The sequence below is a fragment of the Kallipyga massiliensis ph2 genome (assembly GCF_000311985.1).
GTDB classification, from domain to species: domain Bacteria; phylum Bacillota; class Clostridia; order Tissierellales; family Peptoniphilaceae; genus Kallipyga; species Kallipyga massiliensis.
Genome location: NZ_HE978586.1, coordinates 239304 through 257560, shown reverse-complemented (window position 1 = coordinate 257560; position 18257 = coordinate 239304). Strand labels below are relative to the sequence as shown.

Sequence of the window (18257 nt, the reverse complement as noted above, 5' to 3'; positions counted from 1 at the left end):
TCGCTACGAATATAATTCGTTGTCTTTCCCGCGCGAGCGGGGGTGATCCTCGCTCCATCCGGGATATGGGGTTACCAGCGAAGTCTTTCCCGCGCGAGCGGGGGTGATCCCGTTATCGCCGCCCCAGGCCTTGACCCCTTCACGTCTTTCCCGCGCGAGCGGGGGTGATCCCAAATTGGAGCAGACGGTGGAGGAACTTTTTGAGTCTTTCCCGCGCGAGCGGGGGTGATCCCCCTTGGTCATTATGCAGTCCGGCATGCCTCTAGTCTTTCCCGCGCGAGCGGGGGTGATCCTCCGCCAACATTTTATGAAGGGAAAATGAATTAGTCTTTCCCGCGCGAGCGGGGGTGATCCTGCCTGGCGGGATAGTGTGAAAATCGTGCGAAAGTCTTTCCCGCGCGAGCGGGGGTGATCCTGAGTCCCCACTCATTACAACCATCTCGGGCGGGTCTTTCCCGCGTAAGCGGGGGTGATCCGAGGTGGACCCGGACCAGGTCAAAAGCATTGACGTCTTTCCCGAGTAAGCGAGGGTGATCCCGCATGGTGGGTCTTACCGGAACGCCAAGTCCGGTCTTTCCCGCGTAAGCGGGGGTGATCCCGTAAGGGCCTTAATCAACCACGACACCAGCCAGTCTTTCCCGCGTAAGCGGGGGGTGATCCTAACGTCGACCGGTGGAGGACATCCGAGTTCAAGTCTTTCCCGCGTAAGCGGGGGTGATCCCGTGCGAGAGCGGACAAGGGCTTCCGCCACCTTAGTCTTTCCCGCGTGAGCGAGGGTGATACCTTGAGATAGCGTTCATCTGATAAAACTTTAATGACTTTCACGCAAAAATCAGAACCCCGCCAAAAAAAGAGGATATTAATAATCATCAAGTTATAATATAATATATGAAATACGGCGCTCATGTTATTCTTGAAGAAGGAGGCTGTTTTGATCGACTGGAAAAAAGCTGAATACGCAGACAAAATCCGAGTTCAATTAAAAAATGGACAGGTGTTTATTGGTTGCGGAAACGGTTTGGCATTGGCTTCTGATTTTGAAGATGAGGATGAAAGATTCGATACCTTCTTCATAGGAACCACGGATGGACCATACGGGATTATAATCGATGATATTGAAACCATTGTTTATCTGGTTTGATAATTTATAACCACCTAAATTTTCGGCTATTCATAGCATGACAATGCATTCGCTATTTTTGCAACGCTCATCTTGCTCTTGTACAAATGTCATATACTCATCTATTAGAGCTTGTGGCGTGTCTTTTGTTAGTTCAATATATTCATATCCGTGTTCTGTTTTTCGTGTTTTATCTGTCAGAAACGGAATAAATTTTGGCTCCATCATTGTCGTTCCTCCCCTTGTCCATATATGGAAAATAAATCACTATTTTCATCAATAATTGCTTTTGACATGGAATTGGCCTCATCCTTACTGACAAATTCACCTGCTTATGCTTTAGCCATAGCCTCCGCATAATTGTTTCTTAATTTCACATTGTCAAAAAGATACAGGATTTAAGTTTTGTTTTAACCCCATTACAATTAACTATACCCTCATTAGAGTTGCCAAGACCTGTGATCTTTATACGAGATCACCGGTTTCTCAATCTGGAGAAGACCGGTGACGATGGTCTGCTGGTCGTTGATTTCATGATTCTACGATCAGTCAAAATGACCTCGTAGGAATAGACTATAAGGTTACTCGAAACCTACCAACAAACATCAAAGAAGAAACCGAGACGGCACGCAGCCTTCAAGTTATCACATCAAATGAGACCATTTTAGAAAATATTTCTGTATTAAGCAAGAACTGGCCCGCATTGAGGAAGAGAGCCGGCTCGAGCCGTTAGTGATAAGGCGAATGCAGAACTCAGGCTGTATAATATGAAGATGCGAACCAGCCGGATCGAACTGATGAAACGGGAGATTGAGCTTCACGGACTTAAACTATACGATGAAGAATACCAACTACTCGCTACCCGATTATCACAGGACTCAATAAAGGAGATTGAACGACAAGCCGGGATTCTGGGATTGAGTGAACCTACTCGGAAAGCACTCCTTCGAAACGTGGATAAAATTATCCTGGGTGACTTTCAGGGAGCTCCATTTTCATCACGGATATGGGCAAACAAGGAAGAACTGGTGAGCCGCTTGCAGGTTGGCTTGGAACGATCTCTACTTTTTGGAGAACATCCTTACCAATGGGCTAATCGCTTAGCGGATCTGGTCGATAAAGAAACGGGAGTAAAAGGCGGAGGGGCACTTTTCAAGGCCCATCGACTGGCGATTACGGAATCTGCGAGAGTGATAACGGAAGTTCAGCTGGATTCCTTTCGTAGAGGAGGATATAGCAAGTACGAATGGATTGCGGAGATCGATCACAGGACGTGCCCGATATGTGAAGCGATGGATGGCCGAGTCTTTGATGTCGAAAAAAGTGCCATTGGCGGGAACTTGCCGCCCTTACATCCTTTTTGTCGGTGCAGCATCGCGGCGGTGGTGGATAAGGGGTATAATGAAGAAGAGCCTGTAGAGGATCAATCAGATGAGGCGATAAGGTCATGGATAAACGATCACGACAAGATTTTGAATGAAGAAAAATTTAGGGAACACCATCCGGGATCACCTAATTATGATTCCTCAAAAAGTAGCGTTGAGATGAGTTATGATGCTTTTCAAAATTTAATTTCTGAAAAGGCATCAAGTGGGGAAATAATCAGAACGCATAGTGGGAAATGGACGAAGAAGGTTATTGTGCAGTCAGAAGAAGTAGTTGGCACATATCGAGGGCAAACATTAGAGATTGCTAATAGTCATAAAGCACTAATATCTTTCAAAAATAAAAAATATGTTCATGGCTATGCTGCTTTTGACGATGGGAGGAAACATGATAAGTAACGAATTGCTGGAAAAGGCGACTGGAAGAAGAGTAAATATTGTATTTGAAGATGGCTCAAAATGGGAAAATGTTACGAGTTATGAGTATTATCCAAAAGAAGATGAGGATGAAGAACCCATGTTGCTATTTGGAGAAATAGCAGTTGTCCCATCTGAGGTAAAGGTATTAGAGATTCTTTAGAAGAATAACAACAACAATAAAGTTACCAAAGCAGTAGGCAAAAGCCCGCTGCTTTTTTATTGCCCAGACGTGGAAGGCTTAAAAAGCTACGGTGTTGTCTAGACGTGGAAGACGGTAAACACTACGGGAATAAGCCGACAGGCGTAAAAATGGAGGAGTACAAATGGCAGATGACAAGAATTCAAAAGAAGTACTGGAACAGGAGATAGACCCCACTCAAGACGATTCTCAGTCGAATGGTAAAAGTACTAAAGACGAGAAGACTGCGGAGAAGACTTTCACACAAGAGGAAGTCAATGCCATCGTAGCTGGAGAAAAAATCGAAGTCTTTTCCCCACAAGCAAAGACGATCCCTTGTATTATGAATTTATATTATTAGGATGATATTCTCTCTCTTACATACGGGGGTACCCCTGAAGCATGAGAAAATGGCAAGAGGAACTTTTTTCTACTTTAAGAAAGACAAACAAAAGTCGAAGGTTACTGGTAAGAGGCTAATGGAAACACGAAGAAATCAAGATGAAGAGGGTATTTAAAGATGAAAGTAAAATACACAGGTAAAGACGAGGGGATCTCTCTGACAAACAATAAAATTTATGAAGCCCTTGGTTATGAGTGTGGATTTATTAGAATCATTGATGATACTGGGGAAGATTATTTATATGATCCAGAGAATTTTAAAATTTTAGAAAACGAAGAGTAGTTTTTTTGTTTGGGAAGTATTATTAGGAAGATCGAAAAATCTTTCCTTTGCGAGCAAGGGTATATTCATATTGTTCATTTCCCATTTCAATTCAGAAAGGACATCTTATGATCAAAGAAGAAAACTTGCGTTTCCGGATCAACCATAACAACTTCGGACTTCACATCGGGGTTGAGTGCGAGGAGGTGGGTGAGGGCTATGCCGAGGCCTCCATGAAGATCGGGGAGGACCTGACCAATCCCTATCGAATTGCCCAGGGAGGGTCCCTGGTGTCTTTGGCAGATGCCACCATGGCCCTGGCCCTGGTGTATTTGGATGAGGCGGTGACCACGATCGACATCTCTTACCACTTCATGGATTCCATCAAAGAAGGAGGGACCGCTTATTGCCGGGCGGAGGTGGCCAATGAGGGGAAGAAGATTGTGACCCTGAAAGCCGAGGTGAGCGATGGGGAGAAGATCCTGGGGATTTCCACCGCCACCTACTACCGCTTGGGACGGCCCATGCTGCCGGAAGGCTGGGAAGAAAGGGAAAAATAAATCCCCGGAGGACCGGGGATTGGGAAGACGGGATCAGACGCGGTTGAACCGCCAGGTGGGCTGGTTGTAATAATACAGGGTAATGAGGAGGTCCGCCGTGTCCGCAAAGAGGTAGGAGGTCCAGAAGATGAGGATGGGGACCTGGAGGACGTAAATCATGACCAGGACCACGGGGAGGTGGACCAGCCAGGTGGAACCCAGGGTGGCGATGAGCTTGGGTCGGTTGTAGCCGGACCCGGAGAAGACTACCTTGTGGCCGAAGCAGTAGGCCAGGAGGGGGAGGTCAACGGCCATGATCCAGAGCATGGGAATGCCGTTATCTACGATCATGGGATCTTGGGAGAAGAGGGACATGATGGGCCGGGCAAAGATGGCGATGAGGAGGGAGAGGGAGCCGACGATGATCAGGTTGACCAGGGCCCCCACCTTGGTGACCAGCTCGGCCTCCTTGATCCGGTTCTCACCCAATGCGGCCCCGACCAGGGTGGACCCCGCCATGGTCAGGCCGAAGATGGGCATGAGGGCAAAGCCGTTGAGCTTGCCGTTGATCCCGGCCAGGGCGATGGCTGTGGTCCCATAGACCGCCACAAACTTGACCATGGCGGCGTTGAAGAGCTGGCGGATAAAGAACTGGACACCGGAGGGGATTCCAATGAAAAGGAGCTTCTTGTCGATGGTCTTGTCCAGGCGGAAGAGGCCGGGGATGGAGATCCGGACCTTTCGGCGGCCTGTCGCCAGGATGGTGAAGCCGTAGATGAAGGCGGCGGCGGAAGCCAGGATGGTGGCCCATGCGGCGCCCAGGACGCCCAGACCGGCTCCCGGGATGCCCAGGAAGGGGACGGTATCAAACATGAGGATAGGGTCCAGGATGAGGTTGAGGATGGCAGAAATCAGCATGATCTTCATGGGGGTGATGGAATCCTGGGTGCAGCGGAAGATGGTGTTCACCGAATAGAGGGCGAAGAGGACCGGAATGAAGAAGATCCGGATGTAGCCGTAGGACAGGGCTTCCGAGATGACCTTGGAATCATCGGTATAAAATTCCATGACGGGGCGGATGAAAATCAGCAAGAGGGCCATGGAGATAAAGGCAAGGACGATCTTGAAAGAGATGGTCTGCTCGGCGACCCGCTGGGTGGTTTCCTCATCTCCTCGCCCATAGTATTGGGAGATCAGGGAGATGGAAGCATCACCCGCTACCTCATTGAGGACGGTGAAGAGCATATAGATGGTGGAAAAAATAGTGACCCCTGAGAGGGATTCCGGGGAAATCTGCCCCACCCAGGCCATGTCGACAATATCATAGAAGGATTCCAGACCGAAGGAGATCATGGTGGGATAGGAGAGGGTCCAAAGCTTTTTGGCAATTTCTTTCTTCTCCGTGGGTAAAGCGGGTTTGGCTTTTGGGCGTGAAAGACGAATCATAGGACCTCCTTACTCGATAAGATGATGAATAAAATACAATATACAAAGGGTAATGATACCCAATCTTTTAGAATTTTGCAATTGCTTAGGACTTGTGATATTATACCTTGATGTATCGGTCTACATAGGCCTTTCTTTAGTGTGCGAAAAAAGGCTGCCGATAACTTTTGGGAGTAGGAGGGAGTATATATGGCAGACAAGGTTAAATTAGCTTGTACTGAATGCAAGAACAGAAACTACGATACCACCAAAAATAAGAAGAACACGACGGACCGCCTCGAACTGCGTAAGTATTGCCCGGTTTGCAAAAAACACACCTTGCATCGGGAAACCAAGTAAGGAGTTTTTCAATGGCAGCCAAGAAGCAAAGCTCAAGATTACAAGCAGCAAAGGCAGAATATCGCAAGATTCAGTGGCCCAGCAAACAGGAGACTATCCAGTACACCACAGTGTCCTTGGTTATCGCACTCGCCGTGGCACTATTCTGCTGGATCCTCGACATGGCCTTTGGAGGGATTATCGGTCTTGTTCTCTAATCCGATGGAGGGAATGGAATGACACAGTCCAAAAACAACTTACCGGAAGATGTAGAGATCATCGAAGATCCCCAAGATCAAGACGACCAGGAAACCGTGTCTGAGGCCGAAAAAGAAGCCAAATGGTATGTGATCCATACCTATTCCGGCTATGAGAATAAGGTCCAGACCAAAATTCAGATGATCATTGAAAACCAGACCAAGGAGACGATCTTTGATGTCCGTGTTCCCACCGAGAAGGTGGTGGAAAATAAGAACGGGGAAAGGGTCGTCAAGGAGAGGAAAATCCTCCCCGGCTACGTGATTGTCAAGATGATCATCACCCCACAATCCTGGTACCTGGTTCGAAACACCCAGGGGGTGACGGGCTTTGTCGGCTCGGCCAATACCCCGGTTCCCCTTACCCCTGCTGAGATTGCCCAATTTGGCGTCCGCGAACAGGTCCGCCACCGGACCCTTGAAGTGAAGGCAGGAGATAAGGTCCAGATCATCTACGGACCCTTCGCCGGTTTTATCGCTGAAGTGGAAGAGGTCAACCAGGAAAAGGAAGTGGTCAGGGGCCTGATCAACATGTTTGGTCGGGAGACCTCGGTCGAACTTTCCTTTGACGATGTGGAAGTCGAGTAAGCAGACTTGCCAAGCATCCGACCCGTCGAATGAGGGGCGGGTGAGAAAAAACGGAAGTACAATTAGAGAACATGGTTCTCGCAAGAAACGAGAGATGGCGTGGAAGGGGGGCGCTTACCCCGTACTAACCACGACCACAATCCTTAGGAGGATATGATGGCTAAAAAAGTAAGTGCAATTGTTAAGCTGCAAATTCCTGCCGGCCAGGCTTCGCCAGCACCCCCAGTGGGTACGGCTTTAGGCCCCCATGGCGTAAACATCATGGAATTTGTCAAGGCATTTAATGCGAAAACAGCAGACCAGAACGGAATGATCATCCCTGTTGAGATGACCATCTTCCAGGACCGGTCTTTCACCTTTATTACGAAGACTCCTCCGGCTCCGGTTCTTATTAAAAAAGAATTGGGCCTGGACAAAGCATCCGGCGAACCGAACAAGACCAAGGTTGGCCAGCTGACCAAGGAACAAGTGAAGAAGATTGCAGAAATCAAGAAGCCTGACATCAACGCCGGCTCCTTGGAAGCTGCCATGAGTATGATTGCTGGAACCGCACGTTCCATGGGCATTACTGTCGAAGAATAACCAGTGGGAGGAATTTCCGCTCGTACCACAAGGAGGAATCTATGCCTAAAAGAGGAAAAAAATACCAGGAAGTTGCCAAGCTGGTGGATAAGAACCAGACCTATAACCTGACCGAGGCCGCTTCTTTATTAAAGAAAACCGCCACAGCCAAGTTTGATGAGACTATCGAGCTCCATGCCCGTCTGGGTGTTGACTCCCGTCATGCGGACCAGCAGGTCCGTGGGACCGTCATCCTCCCCAACGGAACCGGTCAGAACGTCCGGGTTGCCGTCTTTGCCAAGGGTGCAAAAGCCCAGGAAGCCCTGGATGCCGGTGCTGATTTTGCCGGTGAGGAACTGGCTGACAAGGTCCAGAATGAAAACTGGCTGGACTTCGACGTCGCCATCGCCACCCCCGACATGATGGGCGTAGTCGGTAAGATGGGTCGTGTTTTAGGTCCCCGTGGCCTCATGCCCAATCCCAAAGCCGGCACGGTGACCATGGATGTGGCCCAGGCTGTCAAAGACGCCAAGGCCGGTAAGGTCGAATACCGGACCGACAAGCAGAACATTGTCCACGTCTTGGTGGGTAAGGCTTCCTTTAGTGAAGAAGCCATTGCCGGAAACATCGAAGCCCTGATGGCTGCCTTAGTCAAAGCCAAACCGGCTTCTTCCAAAGGAAGATATCTCAAGTCGGTTACCGTCGCCTGCACTATGGGCCCCGGAATCCCGCTTGAAACTGCTCCCCTCATGGAGTTAGGCAAGAAATAACAACATATCAAATATTCAAGAGAAGGTCTCGGATCTACGCCGGGACCTCTTTTTTTATCTTTAACCTTCTTTTTACTTTCTGTTAAAATTGCCCTTAAAACTCTTCGATATGCTTTCCTTGTATGTTTATGAATGGAATGAGGAAAGAGAAAAGATTGAGGAGGAGAGCATGAACGGTTCAAAGGTCCTGAAGTTTAGCCGACGTCTGCTTGCTTTATTCTGCGCTTTCGCCCTTCTTTTGACTTCGGTCGATGGAAGAATCTATGCCAGTGATCCAGCAGAAAAAGAAAGCTCATCGGTGGAGGAAGTTGCCAACAAGTCCTTAAGCGTTGTAGAGGCGAAGAAAATTGAAAACAACAAAGAGTGCACGGTAGAGGGATATATCGTTGGGAGCCTGAAGTCCGGCAATTTGATTGATCCCTCAGCTAGCCAATCGCCTTTCAATTTTGCCTTGGCAGATGCCAGAAATGAAAAGAATCCGGATAAAATCATGCCCATTTACCTGGCGGATTCAGACTTTATGAAGATCCTGAATGTAAAAGATCATCCCGAAAACCTGGGAAAACGAATCAAGTTAACAGGAAAGCGCCAGCCTTATTTTCAACAACCGGGCTTAATTTTGATTACAGCCTACGAGTTTGTCAATGATCCAGCTCCGGACAATAGCAAGAAGAAGGTGACGTTTAAGTATTGGGAACAGACAACAATGGAAGATGTGGAGAAAGGATCCAAGCCGACCTCTGTTCCTGCCGCGAAGAATCCGCATAAGGTTACTCAATCCACATGGTCGACGATCGTAGGTTGGCATGTGGAAGGCAGTAATGAGAAAGTGGATCCTGCTCAAACCGTGATCAACCAGGATACTGTTTTTGTTGCTGAAACTGTCAATAAGGATGAGCTTCGTGTTATCAATCAATCCTATTTCCGCAGTGGAATGGCCCAGTATACGGGGTTGGTGAATCCGGAAATTTATGAAGGATTTGCTCCACGGGTCTTGAGTGCATTAAATTCCACGACCATGACCCAAGCGCAAGTTAATGCCTTGGTACAAGAATTCCGAGATCTCCAAAAAAAAGAGATTTTAGGGAATAATATCAGAATTGACTTGGTCGATGAGGACAAGAAGGTCATCCATGATCAAGCTACTGTGGAAATTCGCCAAGGGGATAAGCTGATTGATACCCTTGAAATCACCAATGGGTCAATGACGACTCAAAAGAAGTATCCCAATGGAGAGTACACCTTAACCGAAACAAAAGCTCCGGCGGGTTATTCGTTCGCTCAAAATGAATCGGTCACCATCGACGTGAGCGGTGCTTTAGCCTACCAGCAAGCGCCAAGTGTGCGCTTGATCCATGCCGGTCAAACGATGGCGACCTTCTCTTACGAAAATGCTCCGGAGGGGATGAAGGCTCCCGCCGACATGACCCCTGAAAACGGCAAGGTCATCCTGCCTGAGCCGGAAGCCAGTAGCGATCCGGCCAAGTCCTTCCTCTTCTGGAAAGATCCTGCAGGAAACAAGTACCAGCCGGGAGCGGAAGTGGAAGTGAAGGAGACCACTAACTTTGTGGGCGTTTGGGGGAAGAACTACTGGAAGATCGTCCTGAACCTCCGCTATGCCAATGGGGAAAGAATCACGGATCAGAAGATTGAAGACCTGGGCCTGGCCTTTAAGGTGGTTGGTTCCGACGGAGTCGCCCATGATCCTTGGGAGATTAAATCTTCTTTGGACACGGTGACCTTCTTCAAGGATGCTGATGGTCGCTACTACTTCATCCGAGGAGACTACAAGATTATCGTCGATGATTCCAAGAGCGATTATGAGGTGAAAGAAGCCCTCTTTGAAGAGAAGCCCTTTGATCTGAAGAAAGATGTCATTTCTGTGCCGGGTCAAGAGGCTTTGAATGATACCTGGACTCAGGCCTTGGAAGTTCGTATTCAGAAGAAGGAAGTCAAGGCGACCTTCTCTTATGAAAATGCACCGGAGGGGATGAAGGCTCCCGCCGACATGACCCCTGAAAACGGCAAGGTCATCCTGCCTGAGCCGGAAGCCAGTAGCGATCCGGCCAAGTCCTTCCTCTTCTGGAAAGATCCTGCCGGAAACAAGTACCAGCCTGGAGCGGAAGTGGAAGTGAAGGAGACCACTAACTTCGTGGGCGTTTGGGGGAAGAACTACTGGAAGATCGTCCTGAACCTCCGCTATGCCAATGGGGAAAGAATCACGGATAAAGAGATTGAAGACCTGGGCCTGGCCTTTAAGGTGGTTGGTTCCGACGGAGTCGCCCATGATCCTTGGGAGATTAAATCTTCTTTGGATACGGTGACCTTCTTTAAGGATGCTGATGGTCGCTACTACTTCATCCGTGGAGACTACAAGATTATCGTCGATGATTCCAAGAGCGATTATGAGGTGAAAGAAGCCCTCTTTGAAGAGAAGCCCTTTGATCTGAAGAAAGATCTTATCTCCGTTCCTGGAAAAGATTCTTTAACGGATACTTCAAGCCAAGTTTTGGAAATCCGGATTCAGAAGAAGGAAGTCAAGGCGACCTTCTCTTATGAAAATGCACCGGAGGGGATGGAGGCTCCCGCCGACATGACCCCTGAAAACGGCAAGGTCATCCTGCCTGAGCCGGAAGCCAGTAGCGATCCGGCCAAGTCCTTCCTCTTCTGGAAAGATCCTGCAGGAAACAAGTACCAGCCTGGAGCGGAAGTGGAAGTGAAGGAGACCACTAACTTCGTGGGCGTTTGGGGGAAGAACTACTGGAAGATCGTCCTGAACCTCCGCTATGCCAATGGGGAAAGAATCACGGATAAAGAGATTGAAGACCTGGGCCTGGCCTTTAAGGTGGTTGGTTCCGACGGAGTCGCCCATGATCCTTGGGAGATTAAATCTTCTTTGGACACGGTGACCTTCTTCAAGGATGCTGATGGTCGCTACTACTTCATCCGAGGAGACTACAAGATTATCGTCGATGATTCCAAGAGCGATTATGAGGTGAAAGAAGCCCTCTTTGAGGAGAAGCCCTTTGATCTCGAGAAGGATGTCATTTCTGTGCCGGGTCAAGAGGCTTTGAATGATACCTGGACTCAGGCCTTGGAAGTTCGTATTCAAAAGAAGGATCTTGCATCAATTCCTGTTCGTGTTGAAGTTCGTGAAGACGGAAAGCGCGTGGACAGCGTCAGCTTCCAAGTTCAGGCAAAGGTGAATGGTGTCTGGACAGAGGTGGAAAATCCCTTCAGTTACAATGACAATAAGCAGGGCGAATTTGAAAATCCTCTGCTTGAAGGTGAGTACCGGCTGAAAGCGCTGGGAGTTCCTGAAGGAAAGAAATTAGTAGTTCAGAGCTCTCCGAACAATATGGCAAAAGAAATTACTGGATTGAAGGACACATTTCACCTTATCGTGAATGAGGAGAATAAGGGATCAATGTCCGCTATCTGGGCCATGTTTGACTTGGTCCCTGATGGGAGTGATCATGGAAACGATCCGTCCAATCCTAACAATCCGGGAACGGACCCGGGAAATTCGGATAATGCCTCTACTCCGGGAACGGACGCAGGGAATATGGACAATCCCGGTGCGGAGCCTGGAAAAGTTCAGCCGGTAAATCCGGAGACGGAGGATAGCAAGGATCCTGCAAAGGAACCGGAAGCAAAGCCCGGCGAAAAAGAAAGTCTACCGGGGAAAAATAGAGTGGAGGAGAGTGCCAAGGGGACAAAGGTAGAGAATCAGAGCGAGATCAAAAAGAAATCGAACTCTATTTCGCCTTCCACCGGTGATTTTGCAGTTTTTGCTTTCGTAGGAGTTGGTCTTCTTGCCGGTTGTGCCCTAATAATTATGAAGAAAAAAGAAGAGATCCGTTATTAACGAACTGGACAATCGATGGAAAAAAGAAGAGATCACCAGTGATCACTGGTGATCTCCTCTTTTATGGATCCGATGGGAGTCGAACCCACGACCTCTGCGTTGCGAACGCAGCGCTCTCCCAACTGAGCTACGAACCCGAATAAGATCCCTTTAATCATATGCTTATGTGGTCAAGAAATCAAGGGGAGAAAGGAGCTGGTTTTTGACAGGGAGGCCTTGCCGAGTCCGATTTTCTCTGCTATAATACATAACTGGCTACCGAAGACCACGGGTGCGAAAGCTTAATTTCCCGTCGAGGTGGATGATACGGATTTCCGTCTCTCCATGCGTCTTCGCGTGGGGAGATTTTTAATTTAAGTAGCCGAGGGAGGTGAAAGAATTTGAAGGAAGCAACATTAAATAAGAAAAAGGCGGTGGTGGACGAGATCCGTCAACAGATTGAAGCGGCGCAGTCCATCGTCATTGCGGAATACTCCGGCATTGATGTTCAAGAGATCACTGACCTGCGTGCCAAGTTCCGTGAAGCCGGTGTCAACTACCGGGTTTACAAGAACACCATGGTCCGTCGGGCATTCAATGAGCTGGGACACGATGAATTTGATGAACTCCTCCAGGGCCCCAATGCCTTTATCTTCTCCGATGAAGATATGGTGTCCGGTCCCAAAATTGCGGAAGAATACGCTAAGGATAATGAGGAAAAGCTCATCATTAAAGCCGGCTTTATCGAAGGCAAGGCCATCGATAAGGAAAAGGTCATCGCTCTTTCCAAGCTACCCAGCAAGGAGATCCTGCTCTCCATGCTCCTGCGCGGGCTCCAAGGCCCTGTTGCCGGCATGGCTCAGGTTTCCAACGCCATCCTGTCCAGCCTGGTCTATGGCCTGAACGCTGTCAAGGAAAAGAAAGAACAAGAAGAAGCAGCCTAAGCTTTTGTGGAACCTCTGTCGCATGAGAGCAGGCGTTACCGGATGATTGAACCATCCTAGCAAAAATATCCTTAAGGAGGATTTACCAATGGCATCTGAAAAAGTCACTCAGTTAATTGATCAAATTAAAGAACTCACCGTTCTTGAACTCTCCGACCTCGTTTCCGCTCTGGAAGAGGAATTCGGCGTATCCGCTGCTGCTCCCGTTGCTGCTGCCGCTCCTGTTGCCGCTGCCGCTGCCGGTGGTGCTGCTGAAGCTGAACAAACCGAATTCGATGTTATCCTGGCTTCTGCCGGTTCTTCCAAGATCAACGTCATCAAGGTCGTCAAGACCATCACCGGCCTGGGCTTGAAAGAAGCCAAGGCTCTCGTTGACGAAGCTCCGAAGGCCGTTAAAGAGAAGGTCTCCAAGGACGAAGCCGAAGACATTAAGAACCAGCTTGAAGAAGCCGGTGCTACTGTCGAGGTCAAGTAGTTTTAAGACCAAGCCAAATAAAAACAAGGACCCTTTTGGGGTCCTTGTTTTTTTTCCGTCTATTGACCGGATGTCTTTCTTTGGGCCTGGGACCAGGAGCTATAATAGATTTCCTCCGCTACCCGGTTGGCCGTCTCCTCACCCTTGAGGGTGGAGATGAGGACCAGGGCGAAGGGGATGGCCAGGCCAAGGGCCTTTCCGGTGATGATGCCGGGGGCCATGACCACATCCTGGTTGACATAATTGATCTTGTCTCCCAAGTCATCCTTTCGGCCGGGATAGACCGTAGCGGCCTTTCCGTCAAGGATGCCCAGGTCAGCCAGGAGGGTGGGCCCGGCACAGATGGCTCCAATCCAGCCCTCATCCTTTTTCACCTTTTTCTCATGGAAATCCATGAGGATGGCCCGGAGCTTCTCGTTGGCCTTCAGGTAGTCCACGCCGGGAAGTCCGCCGGGGATGATGAGGGCCACTTCCGCGCCCGGCTCATAGTCTTTGATAGTGGTGTCGCAGGTAATTTCAATATCGTGGCAGGAACGGATCCGCTTCCGGTCCTCTTCCCGGCCTTCCCAATCCGGCTGGTGGACCGCCACTGTCTGGATGGCAATGCCGGCCCGGCGCATGAGGTCGACGACCAGGAGGGCTTCACATTCTTCCAAACCGTCCGCCATAAAAATAGAAACGTCCATAGGGTCTCCTTTCTTCTCCATAAAACCAAGATTTGCTTGATTTTTACCCAAGATACCGCCTTTTGAAAAAGAGGAAATAAAAAGGCCGGGGCCTACCGGGTCGGTCAGGACGGAAAGTGGTATAATCTATATATTTGGGGGACCTGTTCATCCATGGTTCGATCCAAATCCTATCCTTTTTTGACGGAGTAAAAAAGTTGAGGTTTTTCTGTGAATAAACGCGTTGTCATTCGATTTTTAGGCAAGGTCTGCCTCATCGAGGCGGCCATGATGTTGGCCCCCCTCCTGGTGGGGCTCATCTATCGGGAATCCGGTCGGACCCTCCTGGCCTTTTTGGCCACCATGGGGATTTTGTCCGCCCTCGGCTTGGCCATGATGAAGGTCGGACCGAGGGGAATGAAGTATACCCTTGTCGACGGCTTTGCCATCACCAGCCTGTCCTGGTTTCTCCTGTCATTTTTCGGGGCCTTGCCCTTTTACTTTGCCCGGGAAATTCCTTCCCTCCTGGATGCGGTTTTTGAGATGGCATCGGGTTTTACCACCACAGGCTCCTCCATCCTGACGGATGTCGAGGCCCTGTCCCAATCTATGCTTTTCTGGCGGTCATTCTCCCACTTGATTGGGGGGATGGGGATCCTGGTCTTCGCCTTTGCCTTTGCCCCGGAGATGGGGGAGGGGGCAGTCAACATCATGAAGGCGGAAGTGCCGGGTCCGGAATTCGGCAAGCTGGCCTCCAAAAACAAGTCTTCGGCCTTTATGCTCTACAAGCTCTATTTGATCATGACCGCCGTTTTGATCGGTCTCCTCTGCCTGGCCGGCATGAACCTCTTTGACGCCATGATTCATGCTTTCGGGACAGCAGGAACCGGCGGTTTTTCCAACAAGGCTTTGAGCGTAGGCCATTTCCAAAACCCTCTGGTGGAGTACATCCTGGCCATCGGTATGATCGCCTTCGGCACCAACTTTAACCTCTACTTCCTCCTTTTCCGGAAACGCTTCAAGCGCTTCTTTGCCAATGAGGAGCTCCGCCTCTATTGGACCCTGATCATCCTTTCCACCCTCGCCATCATGGTCTGCATCGCCCCTTCCTATCGAAGCATGGAAGCCCTCTTCCGGGACAGCTTCTTCACCGTGTCCACCATCATCTCCACCTCGGGCTTCGGAACCGCCAACTTTGCCCTCTGGCCCCTTTTCGCCCACATCATCCTCCTCATCCTCATGTTTACCGGGTCCATGGCCGGGTCCACGGCGGGCGGGATCAAGGTTTCCCGAGTTCTCATTTATCTGAAATCCATGAAAAGGGAAGTCCGCCATGCGGTCCATCCCCGCCTCCTAAAGCCCATCACCATTGACGGGAAGAGGCCAGGCGATGAATATGTCCGGTCGGTCTTCGTCTACCTGGCCATCTACGCCATGGTTTTTACAACCGGTCTCCTCCTGGTCTCCTTTTCCGAGCAGGATTTCATGACCGCCTTCTCCGCTGTGGCGGCCACCTTCAACAATATCGGTCCGGGAATGGCCGCCGTCGGTCCCCGGGCTTCCTTTGCAGCCTTCTCTCCCTTTTCGAAGGCCGTGCTCACTGTCCTCATGATAGCCGGGCGTCTGGAAATCTTCCCGGTGATGATCCTCTTTTTGCCCAGGGTCTGGAAGAAAAAATAGGAGGGAATTCCATTGAAAATTGTCGTTTGTGGAGCCGGCGAAGTCGGCCGTGCCATCTGTGAATCCCTTTGGGAATCCAATGACCTTGTCCTGATCGATACCGATGAGGACCGGGTCAATGACCTCTATTCAACCTATGACATCCAGGCTATTGTGGGATCAGCCACCTCGATCAACATCCTCCGGGAAATCGACCTCAGTGAAGAAGATGTCTTCCTGGCCGTTACCTCATCGGATGAAACGAATATCATCGCCTCCATTCTGGCTTCGGAGTTGGGTGTCGGCCACGTTTATGGCCGGGTCCGGTCCACCGAATACCTGGAGGACATGGATTTTATGCAGGACGCCCTGGGCGTCTCCCGGATCGTCAATCCGGAGATGGATGCGGCAGTCCTCATCTCCAAAATCCTAGCCTTCCCGGCGGCTGAGTCCATGGAGTCCTTTTCCAACAACCAGATCCGGATTATCGAGCTGACGGTCACGGAAGAATCCTCCGCCTGCAACAAGACCCTCATGGAATTCACCAAGCTATTTGAAGGTCGAATGCTGATCTGTGCGGTCCAGCGGGGGGACTACGTCTTTATCCCCAATGGCAACTTCGAGATCCATGCCGGGGACAAGATCCACGTCACCGGCAAGAGGGAAGACCTGAAGCTGGTTTACCAGGACATGACCCGGGATCCCATGACCGTCCGCTCCCTCATGATCCTGGGCGGTGGCGATCTGACCTACTATCTGGTTGAGCGGCTGACCAAGCAGACTTCCATGTATATCAAGGTGATTGAAGAAGATGTGGAAGTCGGCAAGAAGCTGGCCCTGGACTTTCCCATGGTGGATGTGGTCTATGGGGAGGCCAAGGATCCCCTCCTCTTGGATGCGGAGGGACTGGAGTCCTTCGATGCTGTAGCCGCCCTCCAAAATAACGATGAGGAGAACATCATCCTTTCCTCATTCGCCCAGGACCGGGCTGTGCCTAAGATCATCACCCGGGTGGACAGGCCCATCATCCTCAAGCACCTGACCCACCTGGGCTTGGACACCATCATCACCCCCAAGCAACTCCTGGCGGAAAAAATGATCCGACTCTCCCGGTCCTTGAAGGCGACTTCCCATTCCTCCATGATCCGCCTCTACCAGATGGTGGATGACCAGGTGGAGGCCATGGAATTCCATATCCTGAACGAGTCCTCCATCACCGGCAAGCCACTCAGGGACATCAAGCTCATTTCCTCCACCTTAATCATCGGCATCCACCGGGGAGACGACTATATCATCCCCAACGGATCGGATTCCATCGAAGTGGGGGACGACGTTTCCGTCATCACCACCCACAAAAACATCAAGGATATCATCCAATTTGTCCAGGAAGAAAAATAACAAAAAGCCCCCTTCTCCAGTGAAGGGGGCTTTTCATTCGCTTTGGTAAAACCGTTGAAAACTCGGGGGCTTAGAGGACTGCGGGAAGATGGTTGTTGATCGTTGCAAGAAGGTCCTGATAGACTTGATTCTTATCCCGATCAAAAAGGAGCTCATGGCGGGAATGGGCATAGACCTTCTCTGAAATCCGGGAGAAGCCCCAATCTTGGAGGGTTTCCTTGATCTCCTCAGGCCCTCCATCATTAGGCCGGGGACAGGGGTCGCCCTTTCCCCGGAAGAGGTGGATGGGGAGGTCATAGGAGGGCTTTTCTTCGGATGAGGGCCTTTCAAAACAGGCCTTGGTCAGGAGGTAGAGGTCCAGGAAGCCCCGGTTGGTGAAAGGGAAACCGCAAAGGGGGTCGGCAATATAGGTCGCCACATTCTCCGGATCACAGGAAAGCCAGTCCAGGTCGGTCTTCCGGTCCGGGATTGACTTGGCATAGTCCGCAAAGGTGATTTTTTGAAGGAAGGAGGAGGGGGCCTCAGGACGAATGGCGGAGAGAAGGCGGGCCATGAGGATGGCGCCCCCGATTTTGGAATTATTGGCGGGCGGGCCGGAAAGGAGGAGGAGGTCACAGAAGTGGGGCCGGGACTGGAGGAGAAAGCGGGCATAGAGGGTCCCCATGGAATGGGCGAAGACCAAAAATGGCAGGTCTCCCCGGTCGATGGTCTCGATCACATGGATTAGGTCCCCGGTTTGGACCAGGTAGCCCGACTCGGAGGCGAAATAGCCCAAGTGTCCATCCACCAAGGTCTCTCCATGTCCTCGCCAGTCCATGGTATAGACCTCCAATCCCTGGTCAGCCAGAAATTGGGCAAACTCCCGGTAGCGGCCCCGGTGCTCGCACATTCCGTGGAGGATCAGGACCCGGGCCCGGACGGGCCCCTCCTCGGGCTGGAATTTTGTCAGGTGGATGGGGATTTGGTCGTGGAGGGATTGGATGGTAAAGTCTTCAGTCATCTTGAATTCCTTTCTTTCATCGG

General features: G+C 50.3%; 20 protein-coding genes, 1 tRNA gene, 1 CRISPR repeat array and 1 other annotated feature (1 of these 23 only partly in view). Of the genes, 16 read left to right on the top strand and 5 right to left on the bottom strand.

The window, feature by feature from the left end; genetic code table 11:
- A CRISPR array of direct repeats spans positions 1-599; the repeat unit is 29 nt; unit sequence GTCTTTCCCGCGCGAGCGGGGGTGATCCC; it reaches 650 nt to the left of the window's first position.
- Positions 600-931: 332 nt separating this feature from the next.
- Complete coding sequence (locus HGKM_RS07845) at positions 932-1141, top strand: hypothetical protein (RefSeq protein ID WP_019134797.1); 210 nt, start codon at positions 932-934, stop codon at positions 1139-1141.
- Between the two features lie 30 nt (positions 1142-1171).
- Here HGKM_RS07845 and HGKM_RS08785 read toward each other — a convergent pair whose 3' ends face one another.
- On the bottom strand, positions 1172-1348 hold the full coding sequence (locus HGKM_RS08785) for a hypothetical protein (protein ID WP_019134796.1): 177 nt from the start codon (positions 1346-1348) through the stop codon (positions 1172-1174).
- A 539-nt stretch (positions 1349-1887) separates the two neighbouring features.
- Between HGKM_RS08785 and HGKM_RS08385 the strand changes: the two genes are divergently transcribed.
- The 5 genes from HGKM_RS08385 (at position 1888) to HGKM_RS07825 (ending at position 4327) form a co-directional block, all read left to right on the top strand.
- Positions 1888-2904 (top strand): minor capsid protein, encoded by a 1017-nt coding sequence (locus HGKM_RS08385; protein ID WP_019134795.1) that lies wholly within the window; start codon positions 1888-1890, stop codon positions 2902-2904.
- Positions 2894-3085, top strand: coding sequence for a hypothetical protein (locus HGKM_RS07835; protein ID WP_019134794.1), 192 nt, complete (start codon positions 2894-2896; stop codon positions 3083-3085). Before HGKM_RS08385 ends, HGKM_RS07835 begins: the two co-directional genes overlap by 11 nt.
- 163 nt (positions 3086-3248) lie before the next feature.
- Positions 3249-3464 carry a hypothetical protein gene (locus HGKM_RS07830; RefSeq protein WP_019134793.1) on the top strand — a complete coding sequence of 72 codons (216 nt, stop codon included), beginning with the start codon at positions 3249-3251 and terminating at the stop codon, positions 3462-3464.
- 159 nt (positions 3465-3623) lie between these two features.
- A complete protein-coding gene (locus HGKM_RS08870) occupies positions 3624-3788 on the top strand; it encodes a hypothetical protein (protein WP_019134792.1) in 165 nt (54 codons plus the stop codon).
- A gap of 107 nt (positions 3789-3895) precedes the next feature.
- On the top strand, positions 3896-4327 hold the full coding sequence (locus tag HGKM_RS07825; RefSeq protein ID WP_019134791.1) for a PaaI family thioesterase: 432 nt from the start codon (positions 3896-3898) through the stop codon (positions 4325-4327).
- A gap of 33 nt (positions 4328-4360) precedes the next feature.
- On the opposite strand, the gene HGKM_RS07820 is transcribed toward HGKM_RS07825, so the two are convergent.
- Positions 4361-5752, bottom strand: coding sequence for an MATE family efflux transporter (locus HGKM_RS07820; RefSeq protein WP_019134790.1), 1392 nt, complete (start codon positions 5750-5752; stop codon positions 4361-4363).
- A gap of 189 nt (positions 5753-5941) precedes the next feature.
- Between HGKM_RS07820 and rpmG the strand changes: the two genes are divergently transcribed.
- From rpmG to HGKM_RS07790, 6 genes are all read left to right on the top strand, one after another.
- Positions 5942-6091, top strand: a complete 150-nt coding sequence (gene rpmG, locus HGKM_RS07815) for a 50S ribosomal protein L33 (protein WP_019134789.1) — start codon at positions 5942-5944, stop codon at positions 6089-6091.
- A gap of 11 nt (positions 6092-6102) precedes the next feature.
- The gene (gene secE / locus HGKM_RS07810; RefSeq protein ID WP_019134788.1) at positions 6103-6288 is read left to right on the top strand and encodes a preprotein translocase subunit SecE; all 186 of its coding nucleotides are present in this window, start codon (positions 6103-6105) and stop codon (positions 6286-6288) included.
- Positions 6289-6306: 18 nt separating this feature from the next.
- On the top strand, positions 6307-6915 hold the full coding sequence (gene nusG, locus HGKM_RS07805; RefSeq protein ID WP_019134787.1) for a transcription termination/antitermination protein NusG: 609 nt from the start codon (positions 6307-6309) through the stop codon (positions 6913-6915).
- Positions 6916-7071: 156 nt separating this feature from the next.
- Positions 7072-7497: a 50S ribosomal protein L11 gene (rplK, locus tag HGKM_RS07800; RefSeq protein ID WP_019134786.1), complete on the top strand. Its 426-nt coding sequence runs from the start codon at positions 7072-7074 to the stop codon at positions 7495-7497.
- Between the two features lie 41 nt (positions 7498-7538).
- Positions 7539-8246, top strand: coding sequence for a 50S ribosomal protein L1 (rplA, locus tag HGKM_RS07795; RefSeq protein ID WP_019134785.1), 708 nt, complete (start codon positions 7539-7541; stop codon positions 8244-8246).
- A gap of 169 nt (positions 8247-8415) precedes the next feature.
- Positions 8416-12114 (top strand): DUF6359 domain-containing protein, encoded by a 3699-nt coding sequence (locus HGKM_RS07790; protein ID WP_019134784.1) that lies wholly within the window; start codon positions 8416-8418, stop codon positions 12112-12114.
- Positions 12115-12178: 64 nt separating this feature from the next.
- Here the strand turns inward: HGKM_RS07790 and HGKM_RS07785 are convergent.
- A tRNA-Ala gene (locus tag HGKM_RS07785) sits at positions 12179-12251 on the bottom strand.
- A gap of 103 nt (positions 12252-12354) precedes the next feature.
- Positions 12355-12474 (top strand) — a sequence feature (ribosomal protein L10 leader region).
- A gap of 20 nt (positions 12475-12494) precedes the next feature.
- Here HGKM_RS07785 and rplJ point away from each other — a divergent pair.
- A complete protein-coding gene (gene rplJ / locus HGKM_RS07780; RefSeq protein ID WP_019134783.1) occupies positions 12495-13037 on the top strand; it encodes a 50S ribosomal protein L10 in 543 nt (180 codons plus the stop codon).
- A gap of 88 nt (positions 13038-13125) precedes the next feature.
- The gene (rplL, locus tag HGKM_RS07775; protein ID WP_019134782.1) at positions 13126-13512 is read left to right on the top strand and encodes a 50S ribosomal protein L7/L12; all 387 of its coding nucleotides are present in this window, start codon (positions 13126-13128) and stop codon (positions 13510-13512) included.
- 59 nt (positions 13513-13571) lie between these two features.
- On the opposite strand, the gene HGKM_RS07770 is transcribed toward rplL, so the two are convergent.
- Complete coding sequence (locus tag HGKM_RS07770; protein ID WP_019134781.1) at positions 13572-14198, bottom strand: DJ-1/PfpI family protein; 627 nt, start codon at positions 14196-14198, stop codon at positions 13572-13574.
- Between the two features lie 210 nt (positions 14199-14408).
- Between HGKM_RS07770 and HGKM_RS07765 the strand changes: the two genes are divergently transcribed.
- Together HGKM_RS07765 and trkA are read left to right on the top strand one after the other, a co-directional pair.
- Positions 14409-15857 (top strand): TrkH family potassium uptake protein, encoded by a 1449-nt coding sequence (locus tag HGKM_RS07765; protein ID WP_034579900.1) that lies wholly within the window; start codon positions 14409-14411, stop codon positions 15855-15857.
- A gap of 12 nt (positions 15858-15869) precedes the next feature.
- The gene (trkA, locus tag HGKM_RS07760; protein ID WP_019134779.1) at positions 15870-17234 is read left to right on the top strand and encodes a Trk system potassium transporter TrkA; all 1365 of its coding nucleotides are present in this window, start codon (positions 15870-15872) and stop codon (positions 17232-17234) included.
- A 70-nt stretch (positions 17235-17304) separates the two neighbouring features.
- Here trkA and HGKM_RS07755 read toward each other — a convergent pair whose 3' ends face one another.
- A complete protein-coding gene (locus tag HGKM_RS07755) occupies positions 17305-18234 on the bottom strand; it encodes an alpha/beta fold hydrolase (protein WP_172634704.1) in 930 nt (309 codons plus the stop codon).
- Positions 18235-18257: the final 23 nt, after the last annotated feature.

Coding starts and splice junctions, on each gene's coding strand:
- HGKM_RS07835 (WP_019134794.1), top strand. CDS start 2,894: ATGATAAGTAACGAATTGCTGGAAAAGGCGACTGGAAGAAGAGTAAAT.
- rpmG (WP_019134789.1), top strand. CDS start 5,942: ATGGCAGACAAGGTTAAATTAGCTTGTACTGAATGCAAGAACAGAAAC.
- HGKM_RS07770 (WP_019134781.1), bottom strand. CDS start 14,198: ATGGACGTTTCTATTTTTATGGCGGACGGTTTGGAAGAATGTGAAGCC.
- rplK (WP_019134786.1), top strand. CDS start 7,072: ATGGCTAAAAAAGTAAGTGCAATTGTTAAGCTGCAAATTCCTGCCGGC.
- HGKM_RS07830 (WP_019134793.1), top strand. CDS start 3,249: ATGGCAGATGACAAGAATTCAAAAGAAGTACTGGAACAGGAGATAGAC.
- HGKM_RS07825 (WP_019134791.1), top strand. CDS start 3,896: ATGATCAAAGAAGAAAACTTGCGTTTCCGGATCAACCATAACAACTTC.
- HGKM_RS08785 (WP_019134796.1), bottom strand. CDS start 1,348: ATGATGGAGCCAAAATTTATTCCGTTTCTGACAGATAAAACACGAAAA.
- HGKM_RS08385 (WP_019134795.1), top strand. CDS start 1,888: ATGAAGATGCGAACCAGCCGGATCGAACTGATGAAACGGGAGATTGAG.
- secE (WP_019134788.1), top strand. CDS start 6,103: ATGGCAGCCAAGAAGCAAAGCTCAAGATTACAAGCAGCAAAGGCAGAA.
- rplL (WP_019134782.1), top strand. CDS start 13,126: ATGGCATCTGAAAAAGTCACTCAGTTAATTGATCAAATTAAAGAACTC.
- nusG (WP_019134787.1), top strand. CDS start 6,307: ATGACACAGTCCAAAAACAACTTACCGGAAGATGTAGAGATCATCGAA.
- HGKM_RS07790 (WP_019134784.1), top strand. CDS start 8,416: ATGAACGGTTCAAAGGTCCTGAAGTTTAGCCGACGTCTGCTTGCTTTA.
- HGKM_RS08870 (WP_019134792.1), top strand. CDS start 3,624: ATGAAAGTAAAATACACAGGTAAAGACGAGGGGATCTCTCTGACAAAC.
- HGKM_RS07755 (WP_172634704.1), bottom strand. CDS start 18,234: ATGACTGAAGACTTTACCATCCAATCCCTCCACGACCAAATCCCCATC.
- HGKM_RS07820 (WP_019134790.1), bottom strand. CDS start 5,752: ATGATTCGTCTTTCACGCCCAAAAGCCAAACCCGCTTTACCCACGGAG.
- rplA (WP_019134785.1), top strand. CDS start 7,539: ATGCCTAAAAGAGGAAAAAAATACCAGGAAGTTGCCAAGCTGGTGGAT.